The organism is Sciscionella marina DSM 45152 (genome assembly GCF_000379465.1).
GTDB classification, from domain to species: domain Bacteria; phylum Actinomycetota; class Actinomycetes; order Mycobacteriales; family Pseudonocardiaceae; genus Sciscionella; species Sciscionella marina.
Map to the genome: position 1 here is coordinate 49,087 of NZ_KB905387.1, position 14,127 is coordinate 63,213.

Below are 14,127 nucleotides of genomic sequence, written 5' to 3' on the forward strand. Positions count from 1 at the left end.
GCTGGCAGGCCACGCGCTCCGACGCGACACCGTCAGACTTTGCAGTCACTTTCGGTGATAAGGCCGATGGAGCTGCCCGTAACCGCCTCGTCAAATCTTCGCATGCGGTCGATCGACGGATAATGGAAAGCCACTGACCAGCAGGTTTAGGTTCGGATATTGCCTTGTTGGGTGCGCGTACTGGATCTACACACTCCTGGCCTGCCTGTTTGGCGGGCTTTTTGTGTGTGGTGGGCATGGTGGCGTTGATCCTTTCCGCTGCTTCGGTGATGTGGGGTACGGCGTCGGCGGGGAGTTTGATGGTGACGGTGATCTGGTCGGTGTCGCAACGCCCACCGATGCCTGATCTTCGGCGGATGCGCCATGGTGCCGGCCGCCGCGATGGCAATCCTGCTCCCGATCGGGCCACCACTGATAACACTCACCGCCTTGCTGGCACTGCTCGGTGTACCCAACGAGCTGATCGTCGGCGCGAACCAAACCCACCTCTACGAACAGGCTCCCGCGAACGCGATCGGAACCATGGCTGGAATCTACCGGTCGAGCCAGTTCACCGCAGGTGCTGTCGTCACCTACTATCTCGGACCGACCAGCGGAAACCGAACCGCCGTAGCCGCAGCAGCGATCGGACTCATGGTGATCTTCACCTTCGCCACGACGACCAGCAATTACACACGAAACGAGCTAAAAAGATAGCTCCTTATCTACGCTTCTACCATCCAGTCTCGTCACCGTCATATTCTGCGAACCGCTTTCGTAAAATCCGCAACAAAGAGCGTGGCAATCCCCCATGCAAGCGAGTGAAGTACCCACATTGCCACGGTAAGGATCTGGCCGGACGTTGCCTCGGATGGCTCGCAGCTAACCTCACCCACTGGTCGACGTGTGGAATTCCTAGATCCAGCTTCGCATCGCTCACCATGCTCGATAAGTGACCGCTCACGCCGGTTACCAAGATCATGATGGTTCCAATGGTGTTGTTCGGTTCGCGGAAGCAACACACAAACCTCAACCGCGTTTGAGCAGCGTGCGGTAGTGCTCGATCCGCAGATGGGTTCCCTTGAGTTCCGAGGTGCGCTCCGCGCCGAGCACGCCACGGTTCGCTGCCCCCGGTGACCTGCGCGCGAATATTCGCCGCCGCGACCGTGCGCGGATCTCGGCCGCTTTGGCCATCTTCGGCTCGGCGCGTTGCAGGGCGCACTCGTCAGCGCGAGGGAAGACCGCGCACCGTTTGGCATGGCTGGAACGGGGAGCGCGACTAGAAGGAGTGATGCTCAGCTGGGCGGTACGGTCACGTCCGGGCCCCAGACGAGCACCTTGTTCTGCTCGACGTTGGCCACTTGGAAGATGACGGTTGGCAACTTGCCGGCCGCCGGGTAAGGGCAGGTGTACCACGGACTTGCGCTGTTCCCCGCAGCATGGCAGTCGCCATGGGCGGTATCGCCGCCGGTTATCCAGTACACCGCGGGGTGGTGGCCGTCAGCAGGCGGCTCGTCCTTGACCCAGAATCTCCTGCCGGCCGGGTCGAAACAGCCCCGTGCCGAGGTGGCCGATGAGCAGTGCGCGTCCGGCGGCGGCGCTCCCGCGCCGGGTCGGCCCGCGGTGGCGGTGAACTCGTCATGGTCGAGGTCGCTGGGGCGAGTTGGCGAGGCTGGCCAGAGCAACAGCGCGACAAGTACCAGTACAGCTACACAGAGTAGCCCAACGAGGAGCAGGAGGGCGCGTGGGCGTCGCTGCCCGGCGGGTCGGGCGGAGTCTTCGGCGCCGGCGGCATCGTGCTCGGTGGCATGGCGTTCGGCGGCGTCGCGCTCGCCCGCGCCGTTTTGCCGTGGACCGAGCGTCTCGGCGAGGTCGTTCCAGCGCTGTGACCATTGGTCCACATCGCCGTCGCAGGCCTGCACATAGGCGCGGAGCACAGCGAACGAAGGGAGCTTGCTGCCGGCCGCGGCCTGCGAAAGCGCGCCTGGCGAATAGTTGGCGCGCCTGGCCATGGCGCGGTAGGTCGGTCCGCCGGCGGTGTGCCGCAACTCGCGCAAGTCCGCAGCGAACTGAGCGAGGGGACCAGACTGCACGTCGAGGGGTTTCTCCGGCCTCGGCATGGCACTAGCTCCGTCAATGGGTTGTTTCGGGTTGTTTAGCGCTTGTTCGATTGATGACAGCTGATTCTATCCCGTTGTCTCCGCAGCTCATCAACTCACGCTCTGTTACTAAGAGTCCATCCAAGTCGCGTTGACAAATGGAAGGGGACACCGATGCGACTCAACAGTAAGCGGGTGGCGATCGCGGCGGTCGCGGCGAGCGCACTGGCCGGCTTGGCGCCCGGAATCGCCGGCGCCGACGATCCGCCGCAGTTCCGCGAGTACTACTCGATCTTTGAACGCGGCCAGGCGAAGATTCCGCACATCGCGCCGGAGCACTACGTTCCGCAAGGGCTCGCGTACTGGCCGGAGCGAGACCAAATGATCCTGTCCTACTACGACGACCGTGGCGGCAAGGCGCTGCTCAGTTTCCTGGACCGGGCCACGAGCAAGCCGGTCAAGTCGGTCTACCTGGACGGAAAGATCCACGCCGGAACGCTGACGATGAGCAAGAACTACCTGTGGGTATCGGCGACCTCGGACGCGGGGCGGCAGGTGTTCCGGTACGCCAAGTCGGCACTGGACTCGGCGGGAAACGGCGCGACGGTCACCAAGGACAAGGCCTACACCCTGAAGGCCAGCTCGGTCATGGAGATCTATGGGGACAAGTTCTACGTCGGCCAGTTCAATAGCAAGACCAGTGACAAGATGTACCGCTATGCGATGACCTCGGCCGAGGAGCCGGCGAAGACACCGGAGCATTCGTTCACCATCCCGTCCAAGACCCAGGGGGTGACGATCACCCCGAATCGGTTCTTCTACAGCCGGTCAGCTGGCCGGGACAAGCCCAGTGAGATCGACGCGCAGCCGGCGGGCAAGCCGATCGACAAGAAGCTGGTGGCGCCGAACATGGCCGAGGACATGGCCACCGTGAATGGTCAGCTCTACATCATCTACGAATCCGGCGCGCGCAAGTACGGCGACGCCAGCTACAAGGTCCGGACCGTGCACCACGGAAAGGCATTCGCTCGCGGGGCAGCCGAATCGAACGTGATCTGGTAGGCAGCCCGGCGTAGGACAAACGCGGGGCGATTCGTATCCGAGAAAGGAATGAGAACGATGAACGAAACGCGATCGAAAGGCAACTCTCGGCTGCTCAAGGCGGGCATCTCCGTGTTCGCCGCGACCATCATTTCCCTCGGCATGAGTACGGTGGCCTCGGCGGAGCAGGCCGCACCGGAGACTAAGCAGGTTTCGGTGAAAAAGGACTACTGCGGTGGGAAAGGACCGAGCAAATGGGTGCCCGACCACTGGGGGAAGGCCAACTTCGCCGGGTCGTGCAAACGACACGATGCTTGCTACTCGCCCAAGAGCCACACCGATCGGCTGACCTGCGACCGGGCTTTCCGCAACGACATGCGGCGGGTATGTCATGACACCTACGCGTCAGGGGTCAAGCAGCGGCTCTGCCTCGGAATGGCGAATACCTACTACAAGGCCGTTCGCAAGTACGCGAAGAGCCATTACAAGGGTTCCGGCGATCCGAGCTGAACAGGGCGCATCTGGCCATCCCGATAACTGCTGCGACGGCTGCGGACTACCAGACACGCCCTCCCTGGGGGTGCATGAACACGGCACCGGACTTTCGCCGGTGGCGACCTGGCGGTAGTCACCCGTTCCTCACCGACGCAAAGCGGGCCATGCTCGCGCTCGCCGAAGCAGCCAACACAACGATTAGCTGTTGCGGGACATGACATTGATGATGGTGCAGAGGGCCTGATCAAGCGGACGGGTCTTTCCACGGCAGGATGAGAACCGCCAAGTCACCCATCCGCCAGCAGGAAGACCCGTCCGTGCATCACCGGAACGCCCCTTTGTCCGTCGAAGGCGGATGCTCGGGGTGGTTTGGCGGCGTGTTGTCGGTGACCGGGCAGCCTTTTTCGCTATTCGTGCGCGAAGACGTTCATCGCGGAGTAGGAGGCGTCCTCGACGCGTCGCATCGCGTCTTTGGCCCAGACGCGATCGGCGCGTGCCGTCATGGCAATGAGTGTTTCCACCACAATCAGCGCGGGTGCGAGTGAGGTCCGGGGTGTGGGGCTTTCCGAGGGGCGATGAGGGCGAGCTGCGCCGAAGTCGTGAGTGGCGATACTTCGCTGTCGGTCAATGCGATCACCTTCGCGCCGGTGGACGCAGCCGCCGCAGCGTCCGCGGTCGCGCGGTAGTAGCGATGGAAGTCGATGGCGATCACGAGATCCTCGGATGTGAACAGGCCCAGTTGCTGGGCTGTCGCGACGGGGTCCGCGGGCTGATCGGCGGCGATTCCCAGTAGTCGTAGTGACGAACCGAGGTGAGCCGCGACGGGAGTGGCGACGCCGAGGCCCAACGGCAGCAGACAGCGGGCCCGAATCAGGGCTTCCGCAGTCTCGGCGAGAATCGCGGATGCGATCGTCCGCGTCAAATGTTCGAGCTTGCGCCGGGTTTGTGCAAGGACCGCGTCGAACATTGCATCCGAGTCGTCCGGTCCCGGATCGCTGGCGCGCTCCTTGAGGAAGTGCGAGTATTTCGAGAGCGTGACCCGCAGGGAACGTACCAGCCTAACCGACACGTCGACCTACAACATGACGATCTGTCGTTGCAGTACTAAGGAGAACCGGGAACTCGAGCAGCCAACGAGATCCCGAAGTTGGCGTCCGCTTTTGCGTGGACACTCGACCCGCGACAGCATTGATCGTTTCGTTCATCGATGAATACCGCCGGGTCTACGGCGCTCGTGTCGATCCGCCGTGCTTTCTGCGAGCACGGAATCCGGATCGCGCCCCGGACCTATCGCAAGCCCGTCACCGGCCACCTTCGGACCGGGACATCGCCGACGCGTATCCGGAGAATGTCCTGCGGGACGCGCAAGGATGTCCGTGGCGATTCGTGGGGCCGGAAGATGACCCGCTGGCTGCGTCACCAGGGAGCGTAAATGTCACGGCCCGTCACGCGAGGTCGGCGCGAAGATCGTCGAGTGCGGCCGTGACACCACGGCGCTCGATGGTGCGCAATTGCGCGCGCAGCGGCAGCAGGAATCGCCGATCGTGCACCAGTTCGCGGTGCGTCCGCTGGGTGGCGAGCATGTCGAGCACGCGCTCGGAAGCTACCCGTTCACGGTTGTCGGCAAGCACGTCGGCGAGCGGATCGGTGACGGTCAGCGGCGTGCCGCTGTCCGAGGTGGCGGTGGCGGCGAAGGTCAACCAGGCCGCGACGACGGTGATCGCGCGAATCGGCTCAACGCCCAGCGCGAGGCATTCGCCGATGGTGTCGAAAAGGCGGATGGGGATCTTCCGGGAGCCATCGCGGGAGATCTGCTCCACCGTGTGCCGCAGTGCCGGGTTGGCGAATCGGGTCAGCACGGACTCCAGGTAGTCTGTTCCGCCGATTTCCTTACCGTACTTGACGTTCAGCGCCGGAATGACTTCGGTCTCGGCCATCGCCCTGACGAATTCGTCGAGCCGGACGTCGGCGGTGGCGGCGGCGATGGTCGGGTGATCGCACAGGGAACCCAGGTACGCCAACGCCGAATGGGTTCCGTTGAGCAGCCGTAACTTCTGTTGCTCCGCCGGCTCGACGTCGGCCGTGAACTGCACGCCTGCCGTTTCCCAGCGCGGTCGTCCCGCCGGGAACTCGTCGGTGAGCACCCACTGGCGGTACGGCTCGGTGACGACGGCGGCCAGGTCCTCCAACCCGAGTCTGGCCGAGACCATGGCCAGATCGGCTTGCGTGGTCGCCGGGGTGATGCGATCGACCACCGAGGCGGGAAACGTTACGGACTCAGCGAGATAGCTAATCAGCGCGCGAGCCCGTCCGGGTTCCAGCCCCCGCGCGAAGGAGTGCAGCGCGGTGGGCAGCACCCGGTCCGCGTTCCTGAGGTTGTCGCAGGCGAGCATCGTCAGCGGCTCGGCGTGCGCGTCGAGCCTGCTCAGCAGACCGTCGGTGAGTCGGCCGAGCATATCCTGATCGGCGTATCCGTGCTCGGTGACCGTCAGTGTCACGATCCGCGTTGTCCTGGCGGCGATGGCGGAGGCGATGGAACCGGGCCGGGCCCGCTCCGCCGCGGTCACCGAAATCGCGCCGACGACTCCGGTTCGCGCGCGGTGGCCGTCCATTTCGGTGACGCTGTAGTAACCATCCTGCGCTTCGAGGCGCTCGGCGATCCCGGTCGAGCGCGGGCTGATCGCGAAGATGCTCCAGCGGTCGTCTCCGTCGTCCGACAACGCTCGTTCGGTGTACCCGGCCTGGTGTGCACGATGAAAGGCACCCGGTCCGATGTGGACGATCCCCGGCGCGACACCGGAGCGCGGCCTCGGCTGCCCCACTGCGGCGGGCAGCCGTTCGAGCGCGTGTGCCGAGAGCGATGTGGGCACGTGTGCCTCACCAGTCATGCATGGTCCCATCGCGCAACCGGTTGATCGGCAACGACCTCGGCTCGTACGGATACCGCGCCGCCGCGTCCTCGTCGATCTCGACGCCGAGCCCCGGACGATCTCCCGGCTTCAGATATCCGTCCTCGAAACGGTAATGGGTCATGAACACCTCCTCGGCGGGGCTGAGGTGGCCCATGTATTCCTGGATACCGAAGTTGGGCACGGCGATGTCGAGCTGCAATGCGGAGGCGAGCGACACCGGGGACAGGTCGCCGGCGCCGTGCGAGCCGGTCCGTACCCCGTACAGCGCGGCGAGGTCGAAAATCCGGCGCAGGTGGGTGATTCCGCCCGCGTGCGATACCGAACAACGGATGTAGTCCACCAGCCTGCGGGAGATCAGCTCGTGACAGTCCCAGATCGAGTTGAAGATCTCTCCGACGGCCAGCGGGGTCACGGTGTGGCTGCGCACCAACTCGAACGCCCGCTGGTCCTCCGCCGGTGTGGCGTCCTCGATCCAGAACAGGTCGAACGGTTCGAGCGACTTGCCCAGTTTCGCGGCTTCGCGCGGGGTGAGTCGGTGGTGAACGTCGTGGAGCAGGTGGAAATCATAGCCGTACGTCTCGCGGACCGCGGCCATCATCTCGGGGGCGAAGCGCAGATAGGCCGCCGTGTCCCAGACGTTCTCGGTCGGATAGCGCCCGTCCGCGGGTTCGTAGGTGTGCCCCGTGCCGTCGTGATGAATGCCGTAGGTGCTGTCCAGGCCGGGAATCGCCGCCTGAACCCTGACCGCTCGGTACCCTGCCCCCAGGTAGTGGCCCACATCGCGCAGCAGGTCGTCGAGAGTCCGGCCGCTCGCGTGCCCGTAGACGAGCACGCCGTCGCGGACCGCTCCCCCGAGCAGCTCGTGGACGGGGCGTTCTGTTGCCTTGCCGAGGATGTCCCACAGCGCGCAGTCGACGGCTGCGATGGCGGTCATCGTGACCGGCCCACGCCGCCAGTACGCGCCTTTGTAGAGATATTCCCAAAGATCGGTGATGCGGGAGGCATCCTTACCGATCAACTGCGGACAGACGTGATCGCGCAGATAGGACACCACCGAGAGCTCGCGGCCATTGAGGGTCGCGTCGCCGAGCCCGGTGACCCCCGTGTCGCTGGTGATTCGCAGGGTGACGTAATTGCGGCCGGGACTGGTCACGATGACCTCGGCCTTGTCGATTTTCATCGGTGTTCTCCTCGGCTGGAGGCAGCGGTCAGTACCCGGTCGATGTCCAGCGCATGGTCGCCGCGGCGCCAGCGGAAGCGGATCAGGTCGGCGGCCGCGCCCGGACAGAGCACACCACGCGCGGGCCCCCGGCTCGGACGGAGCAAGCGGGCCGGACGGGAGGTGGCCAGTGCGACCGATTCGGCGAGGGTGATCCCGGCCAGCGCGATCGCTTCGGCCACTCCGTCGGCGAGGCTGCGGGCCGCCCCGGCGAGAAACGGAGTGCCCAGCCGGGACAGCCTGCCGTCCGCACGCAACTCGACCCGTCCGCCTATCGAAGTTTCGTAGGTGCCCGGTGACATCCCGGCCAGTGCCACCGCGTCGGAGACCAGGAATGACCTCTCCACACCCTTCGCGCGCAGCATCGCCGTGAACACGGCGGCGGGCAGGTGATGACCGTCCGCGATGAACCCCGCCGTGAGACGGTCCTGCGCCAACTGCGCCCACAGGTAGTTCGACAACCGGGGCAACATCTCGTGTGAGGCGTTGCCGAGGTGCGTGGACACGCCCGCTCCGGCGTCCACCGCGGCATCGATGGCGAGGTGGTCACAGTGGGTGTGGCCGATGGCGACCTGGACCCCCTTGCCGCGAAGCGCTTCGATATAGGCGAGGGATTCCGGGTAGTGCGGCGATAGCGTCACCATTCCGACAAGGCCGTCGCACGCCTGCTGCCACCGCAGAAACTCCGGCAACGACGGCGGCCGGATCCACTGACGCTCATGTGCCCCGCGCGGGCCGTCCTCCTCCGAAATGTGCGGACCCTCCATGTGCACCTGAGCGATGGCGTGGCGCGCGACCGGGCTCGCCGCACGCGCCTGCGCGATCGCGCGCAACGAACGAAGAGTCTGCTCCTCGGAGGCGGTGACCACGGTCGGCGCGAACGTGGTGACCCCGGCCGCGCGCAGCGATCCGGTCATCGCCAGCACCGTCTCGGCGTCCACGTCGCGGGCGTTGACGTCGTGGCCCGCATAGCCGTTGACCTGGAGATCGACCAATCCGGGAGTAAGCCAACAGTCTTCGTCACCATCGTGGTCGTACTCGACCGATTCGATGACACCCTCGGCGAAGCGGACGCGCACCGCTCGTCCCGATTCCGGTTCCAGTCCGCTGATCTCCGTGCTCATCCTGCCTCCCGGAGAGATCGGTGATACGGACGACGTCCGCCCGCGCACGTGGCCACACGATGACATGAAAAGCTTTTCAATGCAATGCACGCCGTCCCCGAGTTCCTCGGGCGTGACAGGGCTCTCCTCAGGCCGGGCGCGGTGCCGCGTGGCCTCGCGGGCGACGTCGAACCGCCGGGCCGGTGGAGTCGCGGATCACCAGATTTCCCTGGTAGGACTGCTGACGAACCTCGGTTGCGCCCCCGAGCAGCACCTCGACCGCCGCGCGGCCGAGCCGTGCACAGGGTGCCTTGACCGTGGTCAGCGCCGGACGCGCCATCCCCACCGGCAACACGTCGTCGCAGCCGATCACCGAGACCTGCCCCGGTACATCGATCCCGAGCTCGTGCAGCCGGGACAGCACACCCAGCGCCATCTGATCGTCGAACGCGATCACCGCGCTCGCTCCGGAGGCGAGCACCTCGTCCGCGGCGACCGTTCCCGCGTCGTAACTCGGTGAGAAGGGGCCGCGCACCTCGACACGGAGCCCGAGCCGATCCGCCTGTCTGCGAAGAAAGGACATCCGCCGCTCGTTGGACCAGGACGTGGCCGGTCCGGAAAGGTAGTCGAACCGGGAATGCCCCAGCTCGGCCAAGTGCTCCACGGCTTCCAACATGCCCGGTCCCGTATCGACGACCACCGAGGGAAGCTGCGGCTTCTCGCCGTTGACCAGCACGACAGCGCACTGCGCCGCCAGCTCCGCGACCTCGTCATCGCGGAGTTCGGTTGCGCACAGCACCAGCCCGTCGACCTGCTTGGCCATCTCCCTGGCGACCGTGAGCTCGCGCCGCGGATCCAGTTCGGTGGTGGCAAGAAAGACCGAGAGATCGGCGGCAGCCGCGCGATCGGTCGCCCCCTTGACCACCGGGGGATAAAACGGGTTCACGATGTCCGGAAGCAGGATTCCGATGTTGCCGGTTTTCCCGGTCACCAAGCCCTTTGCCGCCCGGTTCGGGGTGTAACCCAGCCGCTCGGCCGCGGCCAGCACCGCGCCGCGTGTGCGCTCGCTGAGCAGATCCGGCTTGCCGAACGCGCGGGAAACCGTGGCCGGTGACACCCCGGCCAGCTTCGCCACCTCGATGATCGTCGCGGCCATGACGCTCGTCCCGTTCTCTCCGTCTACCTATGCCGCACCACCTTACGGGCGGTGTGCGCGGGATGAGTCCAGCGGAGCGAACCTCGGAATTCGGCGCTTGACTTTGGCGAAACCCGTATGCAAACCTTTTCAATGCTGCCGCACCGCCTCGTACACCTGGCGTTCGCGGCATCCGCACCCCGCCGGTTCGACGCGCGGAGCAGCCCGGCCCCTCATCCCGTTGCCACCGCGAACCGGTCACCATCTGCCCGATCCCGCCGGGAAACCGATCATGGAGTGGAAAATGGTCATCGCCGACTGGTCCGTCCTGACCGTTTATTTCGGTGTCATGCTGGTCATCGGTTGGTGGTCGCGCCGTCGCGTGCATTCGGCGGAGGACTTCTTCACTGCCGGCGGCGCGATGCCGTGGTGGCTTTCGGGCATCTCCCACCACATGTCGGGTTACTCATCAGCGGTGTTCGTCGCCTACGCCGGCCTCGCCTACACCACCGGTTTCGCGGTCTACGTGTGGTGGGCGCTGAGCATCACCTTCGCCTGCGCGATCGGGGCGTTCGTTTTCGCGCCGCGCTGGCCGCGGATCCGCCAACGGCTCGGCGTCATCTCACCGCTCGAGTACCTGACGATCCGGTACAATCTGCCTGCCCAACAGATTCTGGCCTGGTCGGGCGCGGCATTGAAGGTCTTCGACGTCGCCGCGAAATGGGCCGCCAGCTCGGTACTGCTCAACGCATTCACCGGAATCTCCGTTCCGGCGGGCATTCTGCTCGTCGGCGGGGTCACGCTGATCTACTCGACGGTGGGCGGGCTCTGGGCGGACGCGTTGACCGACTTCGGGCAGTTCGTGATTCAACTGATCGCCGCACTCGCCATGCTGGTGGCGGTGTTGGACGAACTCGGCGGGCTCTCGGCGGTGAGTACCGTCTGGGACCGGCTGCCACCTACGCACTCCGCGCCCTTCGCCGGGAGCCTGACCGCCCCGTTCTTCCTCGCCTACTGCCTGATCAATCTCCTGTCCTACAACGGGGGAACCTGGAATCTCGCGCAGCGCTTCATCGCCGCGCCCACCTCGTCAGCCGCCCGCAAGTCGATGGTGCTTTCCGGAGTGCTCTACCTGGTGTGGCCGCTGGTGCTGTTCTTCCCGATGTGGGCGGCGCCGGTCCTGCTCCCCGGTCTGGACAAGCCGGAGCAGTCCTACGCACAACTGGTCACCCACTTGCTGCCGCCGGGGCTCGTCGGTCTGGTGCTCGCCGGTATGTTCGCCCACACCATGGCGATGAGTTCCTCGGATGCGAACGCGATCTCCTCGGTGGTCGTTCGCGACATCGTTCCCGCGTTGCGTGGTTCCCGCGGCCGGCTCGTCGGGCGGACAGAACTGCTCGCGGGGCGCGCGGCGACGTTCCTGTTCATCGCCGCTTCGCTGGCCATCGCGCTGTCGGCGGGTTCGTTCGGCGGCGTACTCGGCCTGCTGGTGCTGTGGTTCGGCGCGCTGGTCGGCCCCATCGCGGTGCCCATGCTGCTCGGTATGCTCCCCCTGTTCCGCAGGTGCGGTCCCGCGGCGGCGCTGGTGTCGTGGACCGCCGGGATCGTGGTGTTCGCACTCACCAGGTATGCCTTCGCCGATGCACTCGCCGCACTGTCGAAGGGAACCGCCCAGTCGATCACCGTGGCGGGCCCGGTCGTCGCTTCGGTACTCGTCTACTGCGCATGTGGGTGGTTGTTTCCCTGGCGGGACAACGATTCCGATGAACTGGTCGATGCCATCCGCGCAGATTCTCCCGTCACGGCGGTGGTGTCACGATGACGCCACGTGCCCGCGCCCTGCTTGAGACGAGCATTCTCCCGTGGTGGGAGGACAACGGCGCCGACGACGAACTCGGCGGGGTACGCACCTGCTTCTCCAACGACGGGACGCTTCTCACCACCGACAAGTACACCTGGTCGCAAGGGCGGTGGGCATGGCTGTGCGCCCACATCGCCCGTGACGGCCGCGCGGGGATGCTCAGCCTCGATCCGGAGCCGTGGGCTCGGCGCTCTCGCGCCACCAGTAGGTTCCTCGTCGAGCATGTGCTGCTCGACGGTCCGGTGACTGCGTTTCGTGCGGCGGCGGACGGATCCGCTCCCACGGGTGCGGGCAGCAGCGTCCTGGCGGACTTGTTCGCGGCGCTCGGGCTGATCGGCGGCGCCGCCGTGGCGGAAGGGCAGTCGGAGCGCGCCCTGTGGACGGATACGGCGACGGCACTGCTGTGTCACGCCGAGCGGCGGATCGTCGACCGGGTCGCCCCTTCCGAGCCATACCCTGTTCGTCCCGGCTTCGCCGCCGCAGCCCCGCTGATGCTGTTGCTCAACGTCGGGACCGAACTCCACGAGATCACCGGATGCCGCGACAGTGCTGCCGTCGTCGACAGGGCGCTGACCGGATTTCTCGGCGACGCACAGCACACGGGCCTGTGGCAACGCGATCGTTGGTGGGAGCTACGGCCCGACCGGGCCGAGGACCGTGACACCCTGCTCGCCCGGCACGTCACTCCAGGGCACCTGCTCGAAGCGCTCTGGATGGCCGTGCACGCGGCGCGAGCGCGGGGGGACCGGGCACTGCCCGAGTGGCTCCCGGATCTGGCGGTGCGATGCCTGGAACTCGGCTGGGACAACTCGTACGGCGGAGTGTTCCGCTACGTCGACGGCCACCCCGCGCGCACCCCGCACCGTCCGGTCGGCCGTCTTTTCGGCGACGATCATTACGAAACGCTGGTTCAGCAGTCCTGGGACGTCAAGCTGTGGTGGGTGCACGTCGAGGCCCTCTACGCCACGCGGCTACTCGCGCTGTGTTCCGGGCGCCGTGACCTGGCCGAGTGGTACCGGCGTATTCGCGACTACACCCTCGCGACCTTTCCCAGCCCGGATGGGCAGGAGTGGCTTCAGGTCCGGGATCGACAAGGGCTTCCGCTGGATCAGGTGGTCGCACTTCCGGTCAAGGATCCGTTCCACATCGCACGAGCACTGCTGTTACTCAACCGTATCGACGCACACCTCAAGGAAACCGGATGAACTCGTTCACCATCGACGACAGCGCTCTCGAAACCACGGTGTGCACCACCGCGGCCGAAGCGGGCTCGGCGGCAGGAACGAAGGCTGCACATCTGCTCCGCCACCTGCTCGGCACCCAACCGGTCGCCCGCGTCGCCTTCGCGGCGGCCCCGTCGCAGGACTTCTGCCTCCGGCAACTGCGCACCACCGAGGGAATCGACTGGGACCGCGTCGTCGCGTTCCAGCTCGACGACTACGTCGGCCTCCGCCCTGGGGCTCCGGGAACGTTCGCCGAGTACCTCGACAACCACCTGTTCGGCTTCGTGCGCCCTGGCACGGTGCACCGGATGCGGCTCGACGGCGACCCACGCTCCGGAGAACGGCACTACGCGGACCTCGTCGCCGAACGGCCTCTCGATCTCGTCCTGCTGGGCATCGGGGAAAACGGCCATCTCGCGTTCAACGATCCCCCGCATGCCCAGCGACACGATCCGCAACCGACCCGCCTGGTCACCCTCGACGAGACCTCCCGAGTACAGCAGGTCAACGACGGCTGTTTCCCGACCCTCGAAAGCGTTCCGCCCGAGGCGTTGACCTTGACCCTGCCGAGCCTGCTGTCCGCGCGTTCGCTGGTCTGCACGGTCGTGGGCGAACGGAAGAAACCCGCCATCGAGCGAACGCTGTTCGGCCCGATCTCCACCGAATGCCCGGCTTCCTACCTACGCGAGCACCCCGCAGCCCACCTCTATCTCGACGCCGGATCCGCGCCATCGGATCACCCACCGTCCACAGTGGACTAATTTCTGCGCGGATGTATCCTGTTCTTGTGCTCGATCACCGCACCGCGCGGTCAACGTCGCACTCGTCGCCACGGATGGTATCTGCGCACGAGTAAGTCGCCTCTGTGCGAACGAGCAGCGGTGGAAGATGGGCAGGCAGGGCCCGATCTTGCCGCGGGTCGCGCGGACGACTTCGACGGGGAAGCGGGTACGTCGCCGCAGATCGCCGCCCCAGTCGTCGGTGCGCCGATTGGTTTCCTTCCACAAGAAGGCGTCGATGAGGTAATCGTGTCCGGCGTGGCTCGCCACGCCTCGAACCC

The 14,127-nt window shown here is 65.9% G+C and carries 14 protein-coding genes; 6 read left to right on the forward strand and 8 right to left on the reverse strand.

Annotation, left to right across the window (positions count from 1 at the left end; genetic code table 11):
* The first annotated feature begins 363 nt into the window (after positions 1–363).
* Positions 364–696 (forward strand): hypothetical protein, encoded by a 333-nt coding sequence (locus tag A37U_RS0114255; RefSeq protein WP_020497323.1) that lies wholly within the window; start codon positions 364–366, stop codon positions 694–696.
* 312 nt (positions 697–1,008) lie between these two features.
* On the opposite strand, the gene A37U_RS51500 is transcribed toward A37U_RS0114255, so the two are convergent.
* Complete coding sequence (locus A37U_RS51500) at positions 1,009–1,173, reverse strand: hypothetical protein (RefSeq protein WP_020497324.1); 165 nt, start codon at positions 1,171–1,173, stop codon at positions 1,009–1,011.
* A 101-nt stretch (positions 1,174–1,274) separates the two neighbouring features.
* Positions 1,275–2,099 carry a helix-turn-helix domain-containing protein gene (locus A37U_RS48320; protein WP_051111644.1) on the reverse strand — a complete coding sequence of 275 codons (825 nt, stop codon included), beginning with the start codon at positions 2,097–2,099 and terminating at the stop codon, positions 1,275–1,277.
* A 153-nt stretch (positions 2,100–2,252) separates the two neighbouring features.
* On the opposite strand from A37U_RS48320, the gene A37U_RS0114270 reads away from it, so the two are divergent.
* Together A37U_RS0114270 and A37U_RS0114275 are read left to right on the forward strand one after the other, a co-directional pair.
* A complete protein-coding gene (locus A37U_RS0114270) occupies positions 2,253–3,140 on the forward strand; it encodes a hypothetical protein (protein WP_020497325.1) in 888 nt (295 codons plus the stop codon).
* A gap of 57 nt (positions 3,141–3,197) precedes the next feature.
* Positions 3,198–3,629: a phospholipase A2 gene (locus tag A37U_RS0114275; RefSeq protein ID WP_020497326.1), complete on the forward strand. Its 432-nt coding sequence runs from the start codon at positions 3,198–3,200 to the stop codon at positions 3,627–3,629.
* Between the two features lie 511 nt (positions 3,630–4,140).
* Here A37U_RS0114275 and A37U_RS0114285 read toward each other — a convergent pair.
* The 5 genes from A37U_RS0114285 to A37U_RS0114305 form a co-directional block, all read right to left on the reverse strand.
* Positions 4,141–4,581 (reverse strand): MurR/RpiR family transcriptional regulator, encoded by a 441-nt coding sequence (locus tag A37U_RS0114285; protein WP_157182827.1) that lies wholly within the window; start codon positions 4,579–4,581, stop codon positions 4,141–4,143.
* 478 nt (positions 4,582–5,059) lie between these two features.
* The gene (locus A37U_RS43715) at positions 5,060–6,502 is read right to left on the reverse strand and encodes a mannitol dehydrogenase family protein (RefSeq protein WP_020497329.1); all 1,443 of its coding nucleotides are present in this window, start codon (positions 6,500–6,502) and stop codon (positions 5,060–5,062) included.
* Positions 6,492–7,706: a D-mannonate dehydratase ManD gene (gene manD, locus A37U_RS0114295; protein ID WP_020497330.1), complete on the reverse strand. Its 1,215-nt coding sequence runs from the start codon at positions 7,704–7,706 to the stop codon at positions 6,492–6,494. Before manD ends, A37U_RS43715 begins: the two co-directional genes overlap by 11 nt.
* Complete coding sequence (locus A37U_RS0114300) at positions 7,703–8,869, reverse strand: N-acetylglucosamine-6-phosphate deacetylase (RefSeq protein WP_020497331.1); 1,167 nt, start codon at positions 8,867–8,869, stop codon at positions 7,703–7,705. Before A37U_RS0114300 ends, manD begins: the two co-directional genes overlap by 4 nt.
* A 127-nt stretch (positions 8,870–8,996) precedes the next feature.
* Complete coding sequence (locus A37U_RS0114305) at positions 8,997–10,004, reverse strand: LacI family DNA-binding transcriptional regulator (RefSeq protein WP_020497332.1); 1,008 nt, start codon at positions 10,002–10,004, stop codon at positions 8,997–8,999.
* 271 nt (positions 10,005–10,275) lie between these two features.
* On the opposite strand from A37U_RS0114305, the gene A37U_RS0114310 reads away from it, so the two are divergent.
* The 3 genes from A37U_RS0114310 to A37U_RS43720 are packed head-to-tail and all read left to right on the forward strand — an operon-like array spanning position 10,276 to position 13,828.
* Entirely contained in the window at positions 10,276–11,805 is a 1,530-nt protein-coding gene (locus A37U_RS0114310; protein WP_240437586.1) for a sodium:solute symporter family protein, read from the forward strand.
* Positions 11,802–13,049 (forward strand): AGE family epimerase/isomerase, encoded by a 1,248-nt coding sequence (locus A37U_RS0114315; protein ID WP_020497334.1) that lies wholly within the window; start codon positions 11,802–11,804, stop codon positions 13,047–13,049. Before A37U_RS0114310 ends, A37U_RS0114315 begins: the two co-directional genes overlap by 4 nt.
* Positions 13,046–13,828 carry a 6-phosphogluconolactonase gene (locus A37U_RS43720; protein ID WP_020497335.1) on the forward strand — a complete coding sequence of 261 codons (783 nt, stop codon included), beginning with the start codon at positions 13,046–13,048 and terminating at the stop codon, positions 13,826–13,828. Before A37U_RS0114315 ends, A37U_RS43720 begins: the two co-directional genes overlap by 4 nt.
* On the opposite strand, the gene A37U_RS54870 is transcribed toward A37U_RS43720, so the two are convergent.
* A complete protein-coding gene (locus tag A37U_RS54870) occupies positions 13,748–14,116 on the reverse strand; it encodes an oxidoreductase (protein WP_205622928.1) in 369 nt (122 codons plus the stop codon). The two genes, A37U_RS43720 and A37U_RS54870, sit on opposite strands and share 81 nt — an antisense overlap.
* Positions 14,117–14,127 lie beyond the last annotated feature (11 nt).

Bases quoted from the DNA above. Each gene is read 5' to 3' on its own strand.
- manD (WP_020497330.1), bottom strand. From the start codon at position 7,706: ATGAAAATCGACAAGGCCGAGGTCATCGTGACCAGTCCCGGCCGCAAT.
- A37U_RS0114275 (WP_020497326.1), top strand. From the start codon at position 3,198: ATGAACGAAACGCGATCGAAAGGCAACTCTCGGCTGCTCAAGGCGGGC.
- A37U_RS0114310 (WP_240437586.1), top strand. From the start codon at position 10,276: ATGGAGTGGAAAATGGTCATCGCCGACTGGTCCGTCCTGACCGTTTAT.
- A37U_RS0114270 (WP_020497325.1), top strand. From the start codon at position 2,253: ATGCGACTCAACAGTAAGCGGGTGGCGATCGCGGCGGTCGCGGCGAGC.
- A37U_RS48320 (WP_051111644.1), bottom strand. From the start codon at position 2,099: ATGCCGAGGCCGGAGAAACCCCTCGACGTGCAGTCTGGTCCCCTCGCT.
- A37U_RS43720 (WP_020497335.1), top strand. From the start codon at position 13,046: ATGAACTCGTTCACCATCGACGACAGCGCTCTCGAAACCACGGTGTGC.
- A37U_RS0114255 (WP_020497323.1), top strand. From the start codon at position 364: ATGGTGCCGGCCGCCGCGATGGCAATCCTGCTCCCGATCGGGCCACCA.
- A37U_RS0114315 (WP_020497334.1), top strand. From the start codon at position 11,802: ATGACGCCACGTGCCCGCGCCCTGCTTGAGACGAGCATTCTCCCGTGG.
- A37U_RS0114285 (WP_157182827.1), bottom strand. From the start codon at position 4,581: ATGTTCGACGCGGTCCTTGCACAAACCCGGCGCAAGCTCGAACATTTG.
- A37U_RS0114305 (WP_020497332.1), bottom strand. From the start codon at position 10,004: ATGGCCGCGACGATCATCGAGGTGGCGAAGCTGGCCGGGGTGTCACCG.
- A37U_RS0114300 (WP_020497331.1), bottom strand. From the start codon at position 8,869: ATGAGCACGGAGATCAGCGGACTGGAACCGGAATCGGGACGAGCGGTG.
- A37U_RS43715 (WP_020497329.1), bottom strand. From the start codon at position 6,502: ATGACTGGTGAGGCACACGTGCCCACATCGCTCTCGGCACACGCGCTC.
- A37U_RS51500 (WP_020497324.1), bottom strand. From the start codon at position 1,173: ATGGCCAAAGCGGCCGAGATCCGCGCACGGTCGCGGCGGCGAATATTC.